Source organism: Ligilactobacillus agilis DSM 20509 (assembly GCF_001436215.1).
Taxonomy (GTDB): Bacteria; Bacillota; Bacilli; order Lactobacillales; family Lactobacillaceae; genus Ligilactobacillus; species Ligilactobacillus agilis.
In genome coordinates this window covers 1-17,882 of the sequence record NZ_AYYP01000030.1, presented here as the reverse complement: position 1 = coordinate 17,882, position 17,882 = coordinate 1, and the positions used below count along the sequence as shown (strand labels likewise).

General features: G+C 42.2%; 17 protein-coding genes, 1 pseudogene and 1 riboswitch. Of the genes and pseudogenes, 14 read left to right on the top strand and 4 right to left on the bottom strand.

All coding sequences use genetic code 11. From position 1 onward, the window contains the following. Positions 1-46: 46 nt before the first annotated feature. From FC14_RS04430 to FC14_RS04420, 3 genes are read left to right on the top strand one after another with little or no spacing between them, the layout of a single operon-like run. On the top strand, positions 47-1,228 hold the full coding sequence (locus FC14_RS04430; protein ID WP_056976639.1) for an MDR family MFS transporter: 1,182 nt from the start codon (positions 47-49) through the stop codon (positions 1,226-1,228). A 1-nt stretch (position 1,229) separates the two neighbouring features. After that, positions 1,230-1,979 carry a threonine/serine exporter family protein gene (locus FC14_RS04425; protein WP_056976638.1) on the top strand — a complete coding sequence of 250 codons (750 nt, stop codon included), beginning with the start codon at positions 1,230-1,232 and terminating at the stop codon, positions 1,977-1,979. A gap of 11 nt (positions 1,980-1,990) precedes the next feature. Then, on the top strand, positions 1,991-2,422 hold the full coding sequence (locus tag FC14_RS04420) for a threonine/serine exporter family protein (protein ID WP_056976637.1): 432 nt from the start codon (positions 1,991-1,993) through the stop codon (positions 2,420-2,422). 44 nt (positions 2,423-2,466) lie between these two features. On the opposite strand, the gene FC14_RS04415 is transcribed toward FC14_RS04420, so the two are convergent. Genes FC14_RS04415 through FC14_RS04405 form a run of 3 tightly spaced genes read right to left on the bottom strand, consistent with a single transcriptional unit; the run spans position 2,467 to position 4,729 of the window. After that, positions 2,467-3,504, bottom strand: a complete 1,038-nt coding sequence (locus FC14_RS04415) for an LCP family protein (RefSeq protein ID WP_056976636.1) — start codon at positions 3,502-3,504, stop codon at positions 2,467-2,469. Between the two features lie 11 nt (positions 3,505-3,515). Continuing rightward, positions 3,516-3,884 carry a DUF1634 domain-containing protein gene (locus tag FC14_RS04410; protein WP_056976635.1) on the bottom strand — a complete coding sequence of 123 codons (369 nt, stop codon included), beginning with the start codon at positions 3,882-3,884 and terminating at the stop codon, positions 3,516-3,518. Further along, positions 3,884-4,729 (bottom strand): sulfite exporter TauE/SafE family protein, encoded by an 846-nt coding sequence (locus FC14_RS04405; protein ID WP_056976634.1) that lies wholly within the window; start codon positions 4,727-4,729, stop codon positions 3,884-3,886. The genes FC14_RS04410 and FC14_RS04405 overlap by 1 nt, the downstream gene beginning before the upstream one ends. Before the next feature lie 117 nt (positions 4,730-4,846). On the opposite strand from FC14_RS04405, the gene FC14_RS04400 reads away from it, so the two are divergent. The 7 genes from FC14_RS04400 to serS all read left to right on the top strand — a co-directional run bounded on the left by FC14_RS04400 (position 4,847) and on the right by serS (position 13,055). After that, entirely contained in the window at positions 4,847-5,713 is an 867-nt protein-coding gene (locus tag FC14_RS04400; RefSeq protein WP_056976633.1) for a LysR family transcriptional regulator, read from the top strand. After that, positions 5,713-6,537: a DUF805 domain-containing protein gene (locus tag FC14_RS04395; RefSeq protein WP_056976632.1), complete on the top strand. Its 825-nt coding sequence runs from the start codon at positions 5,713-5,715 to the stop codon at positions 6,535-6,537. The genes FC14_RS04400 and FC14_RS04395 overlap by 1 nt, the downstream gene beginning before the upstream one ends. Then, the gene (locus FC14_RS04390; RefSeq protein WP_056976631.1) at positions 6,537-6,917 is read left to right on the top strand and encodes a GNAT family N-acetyltransferase; all 381 of its coding nucleotides are present in this window, start codon (positions 6,537-6,539) and stop codon (positions 6,915-6,917) included. Before FC14_RS04395 ends, FC14_RS04390 begins: the two co-directional genes overlap by 1 nt. 261 nt (positions 6,918-7,178) lie before the next feature. Next, positions 7,179-8,861 carry an acetolactate synthase AlsS gene (gene alsS / locus FC14_RS04385; RefSeq protein WP_056976630.1) on the top strand — a complete coding sequence of 561 codons (1,683 nt, stop codon included), beginning with the start codon at positions 7,179-7,181 and terminating at the stop codon, positions 8,859-8,861. Between the two features lie 24 nt (positions 8,862-8,885). Beyond that, complete coding sequence (gene budA, locus FC14_RS04380) at positions 8,886-9,608, top strand: acetolactate decarboxylase (RefSeq protein WP_056976629.1); 723 nt, start codon at positions 8,886-8,888, stop codon at positions 9,606-9,608. A 41-nt stretch (positions 9,609-9,649) separates the two neighbouring features. Beyond that, positions 9,650-9,827, top strand: a riboswitch (Lysine riboswitch). Positions 9,828-9,951: 124 nt separating this feature from the next. Next, entirely contained in the window at positions 9,952-11,409 is a 1,458-nt protein-coding gene (locus FC14_RS04375) for an amino acid permease (protein ID WP_050611254.1), read from the top strand. Positions 11,410-11,777: 368 nt separating this feature from the next. Beyond that, positions 11,778-13,055 carry a serine--tRNA ligase gene (gene serS / locus FC14_RS04370; protein WP_056976628.1) on the top strand — a complete coding sequence of 426 codons (1,278 nt, stop codon included), beginning with the start codon at positions 11,778-11,780 and terminating at the stop codon, positions 13,053-13,055. 93 nt (positions 13,056-13,148) lie between these two features. On the opposite strand, the gene FC14_RS04365 is transcribed toward serS, so the two are convergent. Beyond that, positions 13,149-13,838: a helix-turn-helix transcriptional regulator gene (locus tag FC14_RS04365; protein ID WP_056976627.1), complete on the bottom strand. Its 690-nt coding sequence runs from the start codon at positions 13,836-13,838 to the stop codon at positions 13,149-13,151. Between the two features lie 290 nt (positions 13,839-14,128). Here FC14_RS04365 and FC14_RS04360 point away from each other — a divergent pair, with 290 nt between their 5' ends. The 4 genes and pseudogenes from FC14_RS04360 (at position 14,129) to FC14_RS04345 (ending at position 17,549) form a co-directional block, all read left to right on the top strand. Beyond that, entirely contained in the window at positions 14,129-15,199 is a 1,071-nt protein-coding gene (locus tag FC14_RS04360) for a PTS sugar transporter subunit IIC (RefSeq protein WP_056976626.1), read from the top strand. Between the two features lie 34 nt (positions 15,200-15,233). Beyond that, a pseudogene (locus FC14_RS04355) lies at positions 15,234-15,896 on the top strand (serine dehydratase beta chain). A gap of 18 nt (positions 15,897-15,914) precedes the next feature. Further along, a complete protein-coding gene (gene sdaAA, locus FC14_RS04350) occupies positions 15,915-16,793 on the top strand; it encodes an L-serine ammonia-lyase, iron-sulfur-dependent, subunit alpha (RefSeq protein WP_050611249.1) in 879 nt (292 codons plus the stop codon). A gap of 132 nt (positions 16,794-16,925) precedes the next feature. Then, the gene (locus FC14_RS04345) at positions 16,926-17,549 is read left to right on the top strand and encodes a histidine phosphatase family protein (protein WP_056976625.1); all 624 of its coding nucleotides are present in this window, start codon (positions 16,926-16,928) and stop codon (positions 17,547-17,549) included. The last annotated feature ends 333 nt before the right edge of the window (positions 17,550-17,882 follow it).

The following is a 17,882-nucleotide window of genomic DNA, read 5'->3' as shown; positions in this document are numbered from 1 at the left end:
CTCAGCCTTTTTGTTATAATTGCAAGCAAAAAGAAGGGGGATGGCGATGGAAAAGCAAGTCAAAGAGTTACCATTAATTTGGTTATTAATTGGGAACTTAGTCGAATCGACCGGGATGAGTTTCATCTGGCCGTTGACGACTATCTATATGCATGATTATCTAGGTAAAAGTTTGACGGTTGCGGGGGTTGTCTTATTTATTGGCTCAATGGCAATGATTGCTGGTAACTATACTGGGGGCTACCTCTATGATCATAAGGATGCCCGTCACTACTTGTTACTTGCTTTAACACTGAGTTTATTTGCGACTGGCTTTTTAGTTTTTGAAAGTGGCTGGCCTTACTATCCACTAATGATTATCCTAAATAACTTTGCAATTGGGGTTTCAGGAACAATTGTCAACTCGTTAGCGACCACCATCAAGCGCTATGATTCACGTTACGTCTTTAATTTAATGTACTTCATGGCAAATGTCGGGGTGGTTTTAGGAACACTGGGCGTAGGCTTTGTGATTAATATTAGTGTCCGCTTGATTTTTATAATTAACTTTGTCATGTTTGCAGTCTTCTTTGTAATTGCTAGTCTCTTTTATAAGGTACCAAAAAATGATAAGCACCACTTAAAGCAAGCTAAGCAAGGAGGAATGAAGACTAGGCGTTATGCGGTCTATATTATTACGGCGGTCTTAATTGCTTACTTCGTCATCCAACTAGGTTATGCCCAGTGGCAAAGTAATTTATCGGTGTACATGGAAAAACTGGGGATATCTTTAAGCAAGTACAGCTTGCTGTGGACAATTAACGGTGTGATTATTGTGTGCCTACAGCCAATCATTTCTTGGATAGATGAACACTATAATGTGGATATTTTTAAGAAAGTTTACCTGGGAATCGGTTTATTTGTGGTGGCATACAGCTCGTTAATCGTGGCTCATGCTTACTGGATGTTTATTATGTCAATGGTGATTGTTACAGTTGGGGAAGTGTGTTTATTTCCAGCGATTCCCACGGTTGTGGATAAGTTAAGTAGTGCTAGTGAAAAAGGTAAGTACCAAGGGCAAATCGGAATTGCGGCCTCTTTAGGGCATGCAATCGGGCCTTTATTTGGTGGCGTGGTGATTGAACATTACTCATATGGAATTTTATTTACGTTAATGGCGTTAGGGGTCTTTATGAGTGAAGGGTGGCTAATTCTTTGTCGCAGGCTAAAAGCGAAGATAGGTGATTGAGATGAGTCAAAAAACTGACGGGTTAATTATCAAAACGGTCATGTTGGCGGGCAGAATCATGATAGAAAGTGGGGCTGATATGGCCCGGGTAGACGATACTTTAAAAAGAATCGCTAGAAATGCAGGGATTAAAGATCCTAAGATTTTTGAGACAACCACAGGTATTACCATGTCAATTCCTGACCGGCATGAAGCCCAGGTAGAACCAATCAACAAGCGGACGATTGATTTAGAAAAAGTTGCCCGGGTAAATGATGCCTCGCGAGCCTTTCAAAATAAGCAACTTAGCTTACCAAATTTTTATCTCAAACTGATAGCCATTGATGTGAGTGCCCCGTTTTTTGCCTTTTACTGGCAACTAATGGCTGCTGCCTTGGTCAGTGCAACCCTGGTTATCATGTACGGAGCTTCCTGGCGTGATTTTTTACCGACAGCTTTAGTTGGGGCTTTAGGCTATACTTGTTTTTACTTCATCAACAGTCGGTATAAAATTAGGTTTGTTAGTGAATTCTTGGCGGCCTTATTGATAGGCTTTAGTGCGGTAATGTTGGTTCGGTTTAACCTGGGATATAGCGTTGACCGAATTATCATTGGCGCTTTGATGCCCTTAGTTCCTGGGGTACCGTTAACCAATGCAGTCCGCGACCTCTTGGCGGGGCACATTTTAAGTGGGATGGCTCGCGCTATGGAGGCAATCTTAACTGCCTGTGCCTTAGGATTAGGGATTGCCTTTATTTTGAAATTTATGTAGGGGGCCTGGAAATGGAATGGATTATGCATGCTGCTTTTAGTTATTTATCTTCGCTGGGCTTTGGCGTGATTATCAACGTTCCCCGCCGGGCCTTGAATGCCTGTGGCTTTATCGGAATGTTGGGCTGGTTGACCTACTTAGTCATCAAGAATTTGGAAGCAGGGGCAATGCTTGCCAACTTAGGGGCTGCGCTAGCGATTGGCTTATGTTCAATTTTTATGGCCCGTTGGCAAAAGATACCCACGATTTTATTTAACATTCCCAGCCTAGTTCCCTTGGTGCCAGGAGGCCAGGCCTACCAGGCGGTTAGGTATTTTGCCCTAAACGATAATACCGTCGCCTTACGCTATGTTGTTCAGGTGGCGATGATTGCTGGTGCAATCGCAATGGGCTTTTTTCTAGCCGAATTATTAGGACAAGCTTATTACCGGATGAAATCGTAAGAAAAGACCTTGTAACTTCGAATTAGTAAGTTACAAGGCCTTTTTTAGTCTTTAGCTTGAGTATCAATTGTATTGTCACTAGCGAGCGTGCTACCGGTAGTAGCGGGTTCTAAGTCAAGGGCCGCCCTAAGGATATCGGTAATAGCTTGTTTGTTTTTAGTATCAACCACCTCGAAATCCTGCCCGTCAATGACCTCGGTGGAACTTTGCATTGAGTAGGACTTCATGTGGTGGGTAGCTACTCTGTAATCAGTTCCTAAGTAGATTAGGTCATCAAAGGTGAGGTCAGTGCTTATTTGACTTTTAATTGTCTTTAAGAAACCGTCATCTAGGAGGTTGATTAACTTACTGCTCTTGAAGGCGAGCTTAGTTAGGACCTGCCGTTGCCGTGCTTGGCGGCCATAATCCCCTAGGGGGTCGTCGTCGCGCATCCGCACGTAGGCTAAGGCCCGCTTGCCGTTCATGTGGGTAGTCTGATCCTTGGTAAAGCTTTGGTTGTCGTAGCTAAAGGTGATTAAAGGCTTAATATCTAAGCCACCAACTGCATTGATTAAGTTCTCAAGTCCGCCCATGTTGATGGTAGCGTAGTAGTCGATGGGAATGTTGAGGTATTTTTGTACCGTCTTGAGTGCGGTTTTAGCTCCACCATAGGCATAGGCAGCGTTAATTTTACTTGGGAAATACTGTTCGTAGCCAAAAACAGCCACCTCAGTATCGCGCGGAATGCTGACGACTGTCATCGTCTTTTGTTTGGGATTAAGGACGGCTAAAATCATTGTATCGGTCCGCCCTTGAAAGGTTCTTCCTAAGGCTCCGGTGTCCGTTCCCAGTAACAGGATAGAGACAGGTTTATTTTGTTTTAAGATTGCGTCAACGTTGCGGGCTTTTTTCGTGTCGGTAGACTGGTAAATATCGGCGGCCGTTTGCTTAGCCGTTGCTAGATGCTTTTTTAGGTAGCTGCCAGCAACCAAAGCCAGTACAACAAAAATTAATAAACCGAGGGTAAAGCAGCCTTGTTTCTTTTGCGGCCGAGGACGTCTTAATTCTTTTTTTCGCCGTAAGTTTTCATTACTATTCTCCATTAAACTCCCTCCTAGTGATGACCGATGATAAAGCTGATAACGAGAATCACTAAGACGATGGAGGTAATCCAAACATAGAGGTGATCTTTTTCCTTAGCGAAGGCGTAAATTGAAATAACAACGCGCAAGACTGGGGTCAAGATTAGTAGGAAAATGCCAAGCATCATCCAAGCAGCGGCCTTAAAAGCGCAGACACCGGCGATAATGGCTTGCAGAGTTGTTGGGTAGAGGGTACCGGGGTAACCACTTTTACCGGTGACTAGTAGTAAACCAAGACCGATAATCATAACGAAGGCGGCAATTAAAACCCCAATCCGCATAATTTTCCCGATTAAGAGCTCAACTTGATTCATTTCAGTTTGTAAATCGTGTTTAGTCATTAAATCATCACCCCACATGCTTTAAGAATCATTTGTAAGCCCAGGTAAAGGAGGATGGGAATAAAGATCATCCGAATAACTTTAGCGGGCAGGTGTGGCATAATTCTGCTTCCTAAGGCAGCCCCTCCTAAAATTCCCAAGGCTAAGGGGACAGCTATTTCGGGTTTGATGGCTCCGTTAAAGAAGTAAACGGTAGCAGAAGCAGCGGCGGTCACCCCCATCATGAGGTTACTGGTGGCGCTAGAAGGTTTTAAAGGCATCTTCATAGCGTTATCCATGGCCATAACCTTAAAGGCTCCCGAACCGATTCCAAGCATTCCGGAAGCTAGGCCGGCGCCAAACATAATTGATAGCCCTAAGGGGATATTTTCTACTTGGTAATCAATTTGTTGGTTGAGGTTTTTATCATAATAAGAGCTATTTAACTTAAATTTAGTCGCAAGCTTATCAGGGTTAGCTCGTTTTAAGACTTCCTTACCCAAGCGCAACTTACGGTACATATTCCAACTAGAAAAGACCAGTAAGGCGCCAAACAAGAAGTATAAGATGTTGCCATTGAAATAGCCCGTTAGTAAGGCACCAACGATGGCACCAATGGTGGTGGCAATTTCCAAAAACATTGCCACCCGTAAGTTCAAAACATCATCTTTAAGGTAGGCGATGGTTGCCCCTGAACTGGTGGCAATTACGGCGATAATACTAGCGCCAATAGCGTATTTAATGTCTAACCCTAGTGCTAAGGTAACAATCGGGGTGATAATCATTCCGCCCCCGATTCCTAAAATGGCACCCATGGTCCCGGCAAAGATGCCGACTAGTAACATGGTCAAAGCTGTTGTAAGCATAACAAAAAAACTCCTTTTTATAAAGCTTCTGTTAAATGATAGCACTAATATTGATATATGAAAAATACTAATTTATACTTGATGATATATAAAAAAAGTATATTAGGGGGTGGAGCTTTGAATCTAAAGCAACTAAAGTATTTTTTAGCCGTGGCAGAAGAAAAGCAGGTAACGGCAGCGGCTAAGCGGCTGCACATTGCCCAGCCGCCATTAAGCTATCAGTTAAAGGAGTTAGAAAAGGATTTAGACGTCAAGTTGTTTAAACGAACCGCTAAGGGGGTAATTTTAACTGAGGCAGGGAAGATGCTAACGGACTACGCCCGCCAAATAGTGGATTTAACCCAGGTGACTGAAGAAAAAGTCCGTAAGGCTAATCAAGGACAGCTTGGGACAATTTCGTTAGGCCTAATTTCTTCATCGGGTGGGTTTATGGCTTCTGTAGCCTTAGCCGATTTTCAAGCACGCTATCCGGATGTTAGTTATGAAATTTACGAAGACAATACCTATGGAATTATCGAGAAGCTTCACCAAGGCCAGCTGGATTTGGCCATTGTGCGGACGCCCTTTAATCAGCGGGGGTTAAAATTAAACTACCTCACTAAAGAAAAGATGGTGGTAGTTAGTGCTAATAGCTATTCCCCCCAGCTACCAACCAGTTTTACTTTAACGAATTTGGAAGAACATCCCCTCATTATCTATCGGCGGTTTAAGAATATCTTCACCGATTCATTTGAACATTATGGGATTAAGCCCAATGTGTTGATGGAATGTGATGACGCTCGAACCGCACTTTACTGGGCGGAGATGAAACTAGGCCTGGCGCTTGTACCTGAATCGATTGCTAAATTAGCCCGTAATTGTCGCATTATTCCGGTTGATTATCCAGCTTGGGAAACACAGATGGCGCTAATTTGGCTTAAGGGCAAGGAATTACGGCCGATTTTGAAAGAATTTATTAGTGTTATTAAGGAAGGATGGAAGTAATGGATTATTATTGTCAACGTTGTGGTCGCATTATTGGTGAGGCAGAGCGGGTTTGTCCGGCTTGTGGGGTTAGCCAGGATCGTTTTAAGGATGATGAGGAGCAAAAAGCTTGCAAGAAGTGCCAGCAAGAAATTCCGGTAAACTCTAATTATTGCTATCATTGTGGGGCGGACCAAGCTCAGTATTACTATCAAAGTGAACCCTTAAAAAAGGAGACGCCCCAGGTAGAAAAAGAGGAGCAACCAGACCAAGATAATATCTTCAAACAGATTTTTGAAGGCGATTATGACGATTTAAATGCAAGCTACCAGCGCATCTTGAAAGCCGAAGAAGAACAGCGCTCAGAGTTGCAAAAGCTTAAGGGCAAAGTAACGCGGGCAAATGAAAATGAAAAGCCTGGGTTAATCCCGTCGACAAAATTATACCTAAAAGACTGGTTCAATATTAATAAACGAATGGGCCGGGCCGATTTTTGGTGGAGCTTTGTAGGGATGATTGGTTTGACTTTTATATTTTCACTAGTCTTATCCGTAGTCGTGACGGGACTTAGGAGCGTTGAGCCTAATTTTGCCAACTTCTTTTTGAACTTTATGGTGAGGGTATTTATTGGCTTCATCTTGATTGCTAATATGAGTGCCCTAATCAGACGCTTTAGGGATGCGGAGATTCCAGTCATTGCAATTGTAATGGTCTTTATCCCAGTTGTTGGCGAAATAGCAGCTTATATATTAGCGACTAAAAAGCAAGTGGTTACTAACAACGACTATACTTTTATCGACCCTGTTAGGGAGGCCAAAAAACGGCGGAAAGCCAGGAAAAAGTAATGGAAATTAAGACGAAACGATTACTACTTAGACCCTATGTGATTGACGATTTGACTGATGTCTATGAGTATGCCAGCCAAAAAAAGGTTGCCCAGGCAGCCGTTAGCGATATCCGGGGGGCGTTATTATTTTTAGAAGTCTTGCAAAATCAGGGGGCACTAGCGATTTACAGTCACTTACACCAAAAGGTAATCGGCAACATTAGCTTTTACCCTAGCTTTGCTAGTAGCAAATTTGAGTTAGGTTACGCTCTAAATAGTAACTACTGGCAGCGTGGATATATGACCGAAGCGTTGCAAGCTCTTTGTAAGAATTTGGGCGATAAGGAAGTACTGGCCTACGTGTATCCTAATAATGAGGCCTCACTGAGGTTGTTGTAAAAGTGTAACTTTGAAGCGCAAGGAAGTTGGCGCAAGGGGGCACAGTTATTTAAATATACCGGGTAAGCGTTACCATTTAAAAGCGAAAAATTACACAAATTCACAAAGTTTTGAGAGGGGTTTAGAGTCGATTATAAAAGCTTTTAGTATCTAGTTAAAATTAAGGATTTCACAATAATTCTTAAGGTTGGAATTATTATTTTTAAGGTGCTAAGATTGGTAAGAAAACAAGTAGTTAAGGGCAAAAAATAGGAGGATGAAATGTCAGAAGAAAAGAAACGTTTTGGCGCTGATGCTATCGTTGATAGTTTAGCCAATCATGATGTTGAATATGTTTTTGGGATTCCAGGAGCAAAGATTGACCGGGTGTTTGAACGTTTAGAACATCCTGTTAATCCTAAGGCACCTAAGTTAATTGTTACTCGCCACGAACAAAACGCCGCTTTCATGGCCGCTGGGATTGGACGAATTACCGGTAAGCCAGGGGTTGTAATTGCAACTTCCGGTCCAGGGGCGTCTAACTTAGCAACTGGTTTGGTGACAGCAACTGCTGAAGGGGACCCTGTTTTAGCAATTGCAGGTCAGGTTCAAAGAACCGACTTACTTCGTTTAACTCACCAAAGCATGGATAACGCTGCCTTGTTTGCGCCAATTACTAAGTACAGCGCCGAAGTTCAAGAACCAGAAAACATTTCCGAAGTTATCGCTAATGCTTACCAAGAAGCAGAGTCATCCAAGCAAGGGGCAAGTTTTGTATCAGTTCCACAAGACGTGACTGATTCAGAAGTTAAGACTGAAGTAATTGCACCACGGATTCCACCTAAGTTGGGACCTGCTAGTCCAATCGAATCAACCTTGCTTTCCCAACGGATTAAAGAAGCACGGTTGCCGGTCTTATTACTAGGGATGCGGGCTTCTGATCCGGATACAACTGCCGCTATCCGGAACTTGATTGCTGCTACCCACTTACCAGTTGTTGAAACCTTCCAAGGGGCTGGGATTATCCCACGCAATATGGAAGCCGACTTCTTTGGCCGGGTAGGGCTCTTTAGAAACCAACCCGGTGATAAGTTGCTTAAGCGAAGTGATTTGGTAATTGCCATTGGTTATGATCCAATCGAATACGAACCACGTAACTGGAACCAAGATGGTAAGACTCACATCGTGGTTATCGATTCAATGCGTTCAGAAATTGATAAGAACTTCCAACCTGAAAAGGAATTGGTTGGGGACATTGCTCAAACCTTAGACTTCTTATTACCATACATGAAGGGTTACAAGCTACCGGAAGATTCCCAAGCATACTTGGATTCAATCAGAAAAGAAGAAGCTTTGCGGGATGAACCGCCTGCCTTAGAAGAAGGACAAGTACGGAGCCACCCACTAAGCATCATCCAAGCATTGCAAGACCGCGTGACTGACGACATGACTGTGACTGTTGACGTTGGTAGTTTCTATATTTGGATGGCACGCCACTTCAAGAGTTATGAACCACGGCACTTGCTCTTTAGTAACGGGATGCAAACGCTAGGGGTAGCTTTACCATGGGCTATTTCTGCTGCTTTAGTTCGTCCTAATACCCAAATCGTTTCAGTTTCTGGTGATGGTGGCTTCTTATTCTCTGCCCAAGACTTAGAAACAGCAGTCCGCTTGAACCTTAACATCGTCCACATTATTTGGAATGATGGTAACTATGACATGGTTAAGTTCCAAGAAGAAATGAAGTACGGCCAATCAGCTGCGGTTAAATTTGGACCGGTTGACTTCGTTAAGTATGCAGAAAGTTTTGGAGCCAAGGGGCTACGGGTCAACAAGGCTGCTGACTTAGAAAAGGTCTTAGACGAAGCCTTTGCAATCGATGGACCAGTCATCGTTGACGTTCCGGTTGATTACAGCGACAACCAAGAATTAGGTAAGCAAATCTTAGACGACCAATTACACTAATTTTTTTAAAAGAAGGTCTTTACAATGACAAAAGATGGACAAAAAGTTTACCAACATGGCACGCTTGCGCTCTTAGTTCCAGGTTTATTCGATGGAACCATGAAGCTAGCCGAGCTACTTGCGCATGGTGATACGGGGATTGGAACGGCCACGGGCTTAAATGGGGAAATGATTGTTTTAGATGGCACTCCTTATTTGGTCCAAGCCAACGGCCAAGTTAAGACCCTAAGTGCGGAAACGATGATTCCCTTTGCCACCGTTCACTTTGACCAGCCACAGGTTGAATTTGCTGCACAAGGATTATCCATGCAAGCACTGGGTAAGCAGATTTTAGCCAAGTATCCTTACCACAATATCTTCTTTGCCGTTAAGATTGTAGGTAAGTTCAAGCACATGCAAACTAGGGCGGTAGAAGGGCAAGTAAAACCTTACCCAACCTTAGTGGAAGTGGCTAATAAGCAAGCTGTTTTTGAAGAAGCGGATAGTCAAGGAACGGTGGTGGGCTACTTTGCCCCAGAATTGTTCCAAGGAATGGCAGCTGCCGGCTATCACCTTCATTACTTGAACAACGCTAAGAAGATGGGGGGCCACATTTTGGGCTTTGAAATTGACCAAGCTCAGGTTTACCTCCAACCATTTGCGACAATCGAGCAACACTTACCGGTTGATAACCAGGAATTCATGGAACATCAAGCCGATTTAGAAAGTATGGGGCAACAGATTAAGAGTGCCGAAGAAGCCGATTAAGAAAAACTTGTTTTTTGCAAGTAAATTTTATACAATAGTCAGTATTGAAAAGAGGTCGCATTCGATATGAGTAACCGAGCTGAGCTAGTAAGGTAGCAAAGAAGCTGGGCTAAAGGAGAGAATGCCGAAGCAAGTGAGTTCCTTAAGCTTACTTGCTGGGCCCTAACTGAATAAGTTAGGGACTGTCGCAGCCTATGACTGCGGAGCGCTATTCAGACACTGATGATTAATGACTGTTAGTAAGAGCGGACCTTTTCTTTAGGTCCGCTCTTTTATTTATTAATTATTATTTCTTAATTGTGCCTAACCTCTAGTAAATTATTTTTTAGGAGGTTTTTTCGCAATGGCGGAAAAAAATAATGTGAAGCGTGCTTTGAAGACACGGCACCTTTCGATGATTGCCCTCGGTGGGAGTATCGGTACGGGGTTATTTGTTGCCAGTGGGTCAGCAATTTCAACTGCCGGACCAGGTGGAGCCTTAGTGGCTTACATCGGGATTGGCTTAATGGTTTATTTCTTGATGACTTCACTAGGGGAAATGGCGACCTACCTTCCTGTGACCGGTTCGTTTGCGACTTACTCGCGGCGGTTTGTAGATCCAGCCCTAGGTTTTGCAATGGGTTGGAACTATTGGTTTAACTGGGCGATTACGCTGGCGGTAGATATCTCAACGGCGGCGATTGTTTTACGCTACTGGTTTCCCCATGTACCTAGTTGGGTCTTTAGTTTAGGGGCATTAATTATCATCTTCTTAATTAACGCTTTATCAGTCGCTTCTTTTGGGGAAACAGAGTATTGGATGTCGCTAATTAAGGTGGTGACCGTCTTGATCTTCTTGGTAGTCGGCTTTTTGACAATCGTGGGAATTATGGGTGGTCATGCGACCTATTTGGAAAATTTTGCTTATAAAAAGGCGCCCTTTGTAGGGGGAGTTCCCTCCATTTTGACGGTCTTTGTAGTGGCAGGTTTTTCTTTCCAAGGAACGGAATTAATTGGGATTACGGCTGGTGAGTCAAAAGATCCGGCTAAAAGTATCCCTAAGGCTATTAAGCAAGTCTTCTGGCGAATTTTATTATTTTATATTCTAGCTATTTTTGTAATTGCGTGCTTAATTCCTTACACTAGTCCTAACCTATTAGGGTCTGATGCAAGTGATATTACCATTAGTCCCTTTACCCTAGTCTTTAAACGGGCAGGACTGGCCTCGGCCGCTTCTGTCATGAATGCCGTTATTTTAACTTCGGTTGTTTCCGCAGCTAACTCAGGTATGTACGCTTCCACCCGGATGTTATTTGCGCTTGGAGTGAGTGGGGATGCTCCTAAGATTTTCGGTAAGGTAAACGGGCGTGGAATTCCAATGCCAGCCTTATTAGGGACGACCTTAGTTGGGTTATTAACATTTCTTTCCAGTATTTTTGGCGAACAAATTTATTCCTTCTTGGTTAGTGCTAGTGGGTTGACTGGATTCATCGCTTGGGTTGGAATTGCCTTAGCTCACTACCGCTTCCGGCGGGCTTTTAAAGCGCAGGGGAAAGATTTATCCCAGTTGCGCTACAAGGCTAAGTGGTTCCCAGTCGGGCCCTTACTAGCTTTAATCATTTGCTTATTGGTCATCGTTGGGCAGGATATTAAGTCCTTTGCTAACTTAGATTGGCAAGCCATTTCGGTAACCTACATGTCAGTACCGTTATTTATTATTTTGTATTTATACTACAAGCTCCGTTACAAGACGAAGTTAATTCCGTTGACCGAGATTGATTTAACCCGGCACGAACTGGAACATGAGCAAACTGATAAATAATTATCAGTTTTTAGATAAAAAATTACCAAAAAATAAAAATAAGACTTGAATTTTAAAAATAGATGATTTACCATGTAGGTAAGTTATAAGAAACATCAGAGTACGCCATAAGTAGGCAGTCCAGAGACATGATGGTTGGTGAGAATCATGAGCCGAAACTCCAGCGTTCGTTGTATGGGCAGGTAATGCTGCACGGGAGATCGTTAACTCAATTAAGTGTGATGACAGTTGTCATTGAACTTGGGTGGTACCGCGTAAGAAGTCCTTTCGTCCCAATGTTGGGGATGAGAGGGCTTTTTATTTTTTGCAAAAAGTTGAGCTACGGTAGGTAAACCTTGATGTGATATAACTCTAGGGAGGTTTTTATTATGTTAGATATGAAGGACATGCGTAATAACGTAGAAGAATATAAGCGTCGTTTAGCAACCCGTGGGGTTGAAGAAAAAGAAATCGATGATTTACTAGCTGAAGATAAGAAGCGGCGGGAATTGTTGGTTGAAGCAGAAAATTTGAAGAAGCATCGTAACGAAGTTTCAGAAGCTATCGCTAACGCTAAACGTAATGGTGAAAGTGCCGAAGAACAAATCGTAGCAATGCGCGAAGTTGGGGAACAAATCAAGCAACTTGATGAAAAGTTAGCAGCCGTTGAAGAACGTGTTAATGATATGGCTGCCCGCCTACCAAATATGCCTAACCCAACCATTCCAGTTGGACCTGATGAAGATGCCAACGTAGAATTGTACAAGGTAGGAACTCCACGCAAGTTTGACTTTGAACCTAAAGCTCACTGGGACATTGGGGAAGACTTAGGTATTCTCGATTTTGATCGGGCTGCTAAGGTTTCTGGAGCACGGTTTGTCTTTTACAAAGGTTTAGGTGCCAAATTAGAACGGGCCGTTTACAACTTTATGTTAGATGAACACGCTAAAGAAGGTTATACAGAAGTCTTACCTCCATACATTGTTAAAGCCAAGGCAATGTTTGGGACTGGTCAATTCCCTAAGTTCAAGGACCAAGTTTACCAAGTAAACGGTGAAGATATGACCTTGGTTCCAACTGCCGAAGTACCATTGACTAACTACTACCGTGAAGAAGTTATCCCAACTGAAAAATTACCAGTTTACTTCACGGCCTTAACACCATCATTTAGATCTGAAGCTGGTAGTGCTGGTCGCGATACCCGTGGGTTAATTCGGATGCACCAATTTAACAAGGTCGAAATGGTTAAGTACACTAAGCCAGAAGACTCATACGCTGAATTGGAAAAGATGACTAAGAATGCCGGTAACATCATGGAAAAATTAGGCTTGCCTTACCACGTAATTACCCTTTCAACTGGGGACATGGGCTTTAGTGCTGCTATGACTCATGACCTTGAAGTTTGGATGCCAGCCCAAGATACTTACCGGGAAATTTCTTCATGTTCTAACTGTGAAGCCTTCCAAGCACGACGGGCGCGGATTCAATACCGGGATGAAAATGGTAAGCTCCAATATGTTCACACCCTAAACGGTTCTGGTTTAGCCGTTGGTAGAACGGTAGCTGCTATTTTAGAAAACTACCAAAACGAAGATGGTACGGTTACTGTGCCTGAAGCATTAAGACCTTACTTACACGGGTTAGAAGTTATTACTAAACAAGACTAATAAAGCAAGAAGCGCCGCTACTGATAAAGTAGCGGCGCTTCTTAGTTGGTAGACAAAAACTGCCTCCGCTTTTAAAGTGGGGGCAGTTTTTGCTTAGTTATCTAATTTTTTAACCTGGTTTAAGTAGCGGTAAACGGTTGGAATCGAAGTGCTTAGTTCGGCAGCCACATGGGCAACGGAGTCCTTTAATAAGAAGTAGCCATCATTATAAAGAGTCTGGATAATGGCTAGTTTATCCTTTTTACGTAGGTACTTGACGGACACATTTAACTCCTGGCACTTATCGGCAACAACGTTCTTTAAAAAGGAGTCATTTGATTGGTTAAAGTGTTCCACCGGTTCTTGTGATTGGTTAGGGTCATCATAGCCTTCCAAAGAATGGGTCGGTAGGTTGAAGGCTTGGTTGACAAGTTCTAGTTGTTTAGTTAAATTATTTAAGCTGGACTGGTCAGTGTTGACGCAAATCATGGCTACAATTTGACCTTGGTAGCGGATGAAGTAGGTGGAGGAGCGAAGGTTGGTGTTGCCAGCCCGGCCCCGGTAATTAGCGATGAAATCGCGGTTTTCTTTCTTACCCGCCTTAATAGTGCGCAAAGCTAGGTTAGAAGCGGGGTCACCGATTTTACGGTGGGTAATGTTAGCGTTTTCAATGTGAATGACAGAATGTTCTAAGTCTGTAACATCATTAAGGACCACTTCGCTATTAGGGCCCAAGATACTTGCGATGAATTTAACAAGCGGGATAAAAGATTCGATATAGGTTCGAATTTCATTACTTTCCATAGCTATCCCTCCATAAGATGATAGTTTATTATCAGATTGATAATACTTATATATAACATTTTACTACAAATATGATTAAAGATACATATGTTTATGCAACTAAAACTAATTTAAGTTTAATAATTGGTGATTTTTTGTGGAAAAAGCCGGTAAATCGCGGACTAAAATAATAAAAGTTTTAATAAGTGAAAAAAACCACAAGAGAGCGCTTGCAAAAATATTATCTAAGTGATACTCTTTTATCATAAAGATAATTAATTATCAAAATAACAAAAAAGAGGCGAGTAATTATGTCTATTGTTTTAGGCGTTTTGATGTTGTTTGCAGTAATTGCGCTTATGAGTTTATTCACTTTTAAAGCCCCTTATGGTCGTAAATCAGTTAGTGCTTTATCCGGTGCAGCTTGTGCTACCTTCTTACCACAAGCATTTTTAAGTTATGCGATTGGTGAAGTGTTCCACGTTGAGATTGCACGCCAAATCGGGGATGTCATGGGTTCAATGGGTGGTTTAGCAGCTGGTGCTTTAGTACCACTTGCGTTTGGAATCAGCCCAGTCTTTTCAATGATTGTCGGAATTTCTTTGATGAAGTTCAAATTATTACCAGCTTTTATTGCTGCCTACCTAATTTCCTTCTTAATTAAGGAAATCGAAAAAAGAGTTACCGGTGGTTTGGATTTAATCGTCGTGGTTTTAGTTGCTCCGCTCTTAACTAATTTAGTGGCAACCTTAATCCAACCAGGAGTAATGGGAATTTTAACTGTAATTGGTGGTACAATTACAGCGGCAACTAAAGGCAACCCTTACGTGATGGGGGCCGTTTTAGGGGCAATTATTCCGCTAGTAGGAATGACTCCACTATCATCAATGGTATTGACGAGTTTAATTGGCTTAGTTGGTACACCAATGGCTATCGGGGCCTTAGGTTGTACAGGGAACTCCTTCTTAAACTTCTCCTTCTTTAGAAAGATGAAGTTTGGAGACGACGCCACCACAATTGCGGTCACAATCGAACCGCTAACTCAATTAGACATTATTTCAGCTAACCCAATTCCGATTTTTGTAACTAACTTGGTAGCCGGGGCAATCAATGGTATTATTGTAACCATGTTTGGCTTGGTAGTGAGAGTTACAGGGATGGCTACTCCTTGGGCCGGATTGATCGTTGTTTTCGGAATGAATCCGCTCGTAAAAACTTTAATAGCAGTTATTTTGATATTTATCAATAGTACGATTTGGGCATACGTTGGGGCTTACTTCTTCAACCATGCCGACATTAAGATTCACACCATTGATGAAATTCGCGAAGCTAAAGATGAAAAAGAAGCTGGCCATGTAGTTCATGGACACGCAGCTGTTTAATTACTAGCATAATCAAGTAAAGGAGATAAGAAAGATGAGTGGAAATTACAGAAGTGTATTTGACATTATCGGTCCCGTTATGATTGGTCCTTCTAGTTCTCATACAGCGGGGGCGGTTGCAATTGGGTAAGCCGCTAACAAATTATTTGGCGGAATTCCTGATGAAGTAACAGTTCATTATTATGGTTCCTTTGCACAAACCCACAAGGGTCACGGTACAGATTATGCAATTACCGCTGGGGTAATGGGGTTTGAAACGGATGATCCTCGTGTTCCTAATTCTCAAGAGATAGCCAAGAAGATGGGCTTAGAGATTGAATTTATTGAAGAACCGGGCGATAGTCCGATTAATCACCCTAACACAGCTGTTTTAGATATGGTAGGTCGTGATAAAAAGATGCGGGTATCAGGTTGCTCTATTGGTGGTGGGGCAATCGAAATCAGAGAAATAATGCTACGGGGTATGGAAATCAGACCGGCCGGACCACTGCCAATTATTCTTTATATAGATAGCGATAAGAATAAGGAAAAAGAATTAGCCTTAACAAAAGAAATCGAAAGAGTAGCACCCTTTGAAAATCGGCAAGTTCTACAAGGAAAAGAGTGCAATATCTATGAGTTCAATATCAAAAACTATATGCGCGATAAGACTAAGAAGAGCTTAGCCTCTAAGTACGATGGAATAATTTGTCTATAAGGTTGGGAGATTTTTAAAATGGAAAGTGTCAAAGAATTAGTTGAAAAATCAATGTCACAAAATATTCCTATTTCTGAACTGATGATTCAGGAGGAATGCGCAACATCTGGTGCTTCTAGACAAGAAGTATGGGATAAGATGAAAAATAACCTCGAAACGATGCGGGCCGCTGTAAAACGAGGGTTAACGGGTGATGGTGTTTACTCTAAGACGGGTTTGACCGGTGGGGAAGCTGTCTTAATTAAGAAGTATCGCCAAGAGCACAAATCGCTCTCGGGTGACGCCGTTATGAGTGCGGTCCAAGCAGCTATTTCTACTAACGAAGTTAACGCTGCAATGGGGGTTGTGTGTGCCACCCCGACAGCTGGTTCTGCCGGAACTTTACCTGGGATATTGTTTATGTTGGAAGAAAGACTAAACTTAAGTGAAGAACAAATGATAAGGTTCTTGTTTACAGCTGGTGGTTTTGGGATGATTATTGCCAACCAGGCTTGCATTGCTGGAGCTAGTGGTGGTTGCCAAGCCGAAGTCGGTAGTGCCTCCGCAATGGGAGCTGCCGCCGCAGTTGAAGCCGCTGGTGGTAACGCTGAACAGAGTGCCCAGGCTTTGGCAATGGCTATCAGTAACTTGTTGGGCTTGGTTTGTGATCCCATCGCAGGCTTGGTAGAGTTACCATGTGTCAAAAGAAATGCGATTGGGGCAGGTAATGCGCTTATTTCAGCCGATATGGCCTTAGCAGGTTGCGTAAGCAAAATTCCGGCAGACGAAGTTATTTCTGCGATGGATAAAGTTGGCCGGAACCTTCCTGAGTCATTGAGAGAAACTGGAATTGGTGGGCTAGCCGGAACACCTACCGGGCAAAAGATTAAAATGCAGATTTTTGGTCAAAAGGTTTAATTTGTTAGTTATTAGTATAGTAGGAAAAATGTCTACCGTTTTTAGGGGCGGTGGGCATTTTTATTTGCAAAATTTGCTAGTGCTAGTTACTATTGCTACTATAAAGTTATCTTTAAATGAAGGGGTAGGCAGATGAGATTTTATTTAGTGAGACATGGTAAGACGGAATTTAACTTGGCAAAAAGGTTTCAGGGTGGGGCGGTTGACTCACCATTACTTCCTGAAAGTATTATTAATGCCCAAAAGGTCGGTAGTTATTTAGCTGATCTTAAGTTTGCGGGGGCTTTTGCTAGTCCACAAGAACGGGCGGTAGTTACAGCCCAAAATATAGTTGATCAGTGGGAGGTGGCTCCTAAGATTAAGAAAATAGCGGACCTAAGGGAGATGAACTTTGGAAAGTGGGATGGTGATTTAGTAGCAGCCCATCAAGGAGAAGAATTATTTGAGCAATTTTTAAAGTATCCTAGTCAGTTTGAAGGCGAAAAACTAGGCGGAGAGAATTATTATCAATTTACCCATCGGGTGCAAGCTGGGTTGAAGTCGATTTTTGAAGAAGGATTTAAAGCTGAGGAAAACGTCTTGGTGGCAGCCCACGCTTTGGTGATTTCTTTTGCTGTTAAGAGCTTATTGGGAAAGAGTTTTGAAGAAATTAGAGCTACTGGGTTAGTGGCTAATACGAGTGTTACGGTATTAGAAACGAATGATTTTAATGAATTTAAGTTATTAGATTGGAATAATACGAACTTTTTAATCTGATTTTAAATATAATTCGGGCTTTAAAATATTTTTAAAAAACTTGTAAAAAAAGATTGACCGGCCAAGAAATAGTTGGTAAGATAATATTCGTTGCTGATACGAAAGTATTTGCTTGAAAGAAAATTTTAATTGGTTGTTGACAATTATGACAAGGTCAGTTAAAATTTTAAATGTCGTATGAAAAGTATAAAATTTGATTTTACTAAGAAATTATAATTTTTACTTGCTTTTATATTTTTGAAATGATAATATGTAAAAGTTGTCGCTACGACAAAGAAGTAGATCTTTGAAAACTGAACAAAGTTTTAGACAAACCAAATGTGTAGGGTCAGT

What these genes read in the sequence shown, in the direction of transcription:
- FC14_RS04375 (WP_050611254.1), top strand. Translation starts at nt 9,952, where the DNA reads ATGGCGGAAAAAAATAATGTGAAGCGTGCTTTGAAGACACGGCACCTT.
- FC14_RS04420 (WP_056976637.1), top strand. Translation starts at nt 1,991, where the DNA reads ATGGAATGGATTATGCATGCTGCTTTTAGTTATTTATCTTCGCTGGGC.
- FC14_RS04410 (WP_056976635.1), bottom strand. Translation starts at nt 3,884, where the DNA reads ATGACTAAACACGATTTACAAACTGAAATGAATCAAGTTGAGCTCTTA.
- sdaAA (WP_050611249.1), top strand. Translation starts at nt 15,915, where the DNA reads ATGGAAAGTGTCAAAGAATTAGTTGAAAAATCAATGTCACAAAATATT.
- budA (WP_056976629.1), top strand. Translation starts at nt 8,886, where the DNA reads ATGACAAAAGATGGACAAAAAGTTTACCAACATGGCACGCTTGCGCTC.
- FC14_RS04365 (WP_056976627.1), bottom strand. Translation starts at nt 13,838, where the DNA reads ATGGAAAGTAATGAAATTCGAACCTATATCGAATCTTTTATCCCGCTT.
- FC14_RS04345 (WP_056976625.1), top strand. Translation starts at nt 16,926, where the DNA reads ATGAGATTTTATTTAGTGAGACATGGTAAGACGGAATTTAACTTGGCA.
- serS (WP_056976628.1), top strand. Translation starts at nt 11,778, where the DNA reads ATGTTAGATATGAAGGACATGCGTAATAACGTAGAAGAATATAAGCGT.
- FC14_RS04430 (WP_056976639.1), top strand. Translation starts at nt 47, where the DNA reads ATGGAAAAGCAAGTCAAAGAGTTACCATTAATTTGGTTATTAATTGGG.
- FC14_RS04415 (WP_056976636.1), bottom strand. Translation starts at nt 3,504, where the DNA reads ATGGAGAATAGTAATGAAAACTTACGGCGAAAAAAAGAATTAAGACGT.
- alsS (WP_056976630.1), top strand. Translation starts at nt 7,179, where the DNA reads ATGTCAGAAGAAAAGAAACGTTTTGGCGCTGATGCTATCGTTGATAGT.
- FC14_RS04360 (WP_056976626.1), top strand. Translation starts at nt 14,129, where the DNA reads ATGTCTATTGTTTTAGGCGTTTTGATGTTGTTTGCAGTAATTGCGCTT.
- FC14_RS04395 (WP_056976632.1), top strand. Translation starts at nt 5,713, where the DNA reads ATGGATTATTATTGTCAACGTTGTGGTCGCATTATTGGTGAGGCAGAG.
- FC14_RS04405 (WP_056976634.1), bottom strand. Translation starts at nt 4,729, where the DNA reads ATGCTTACAACAGCTTTGACCATGTTACTAGTCGGCATCTTTGCCGGG.
- FC14_RS04390 (WP_056976631.1), top strand. Translation starts at nt 6,537, where the DNA reads ATGGAAATTAAGACGAAACGATTACTACTTAGACCCTATGTGATTGAC.
- FC14_RS04425 (WP_056976638.1), top strand. Translation starts at nt 1,230, where the DNA reads ATGAGTCAAAAAACTGACGGGTTAATTATCAAAACGGTCATGTTGGCG.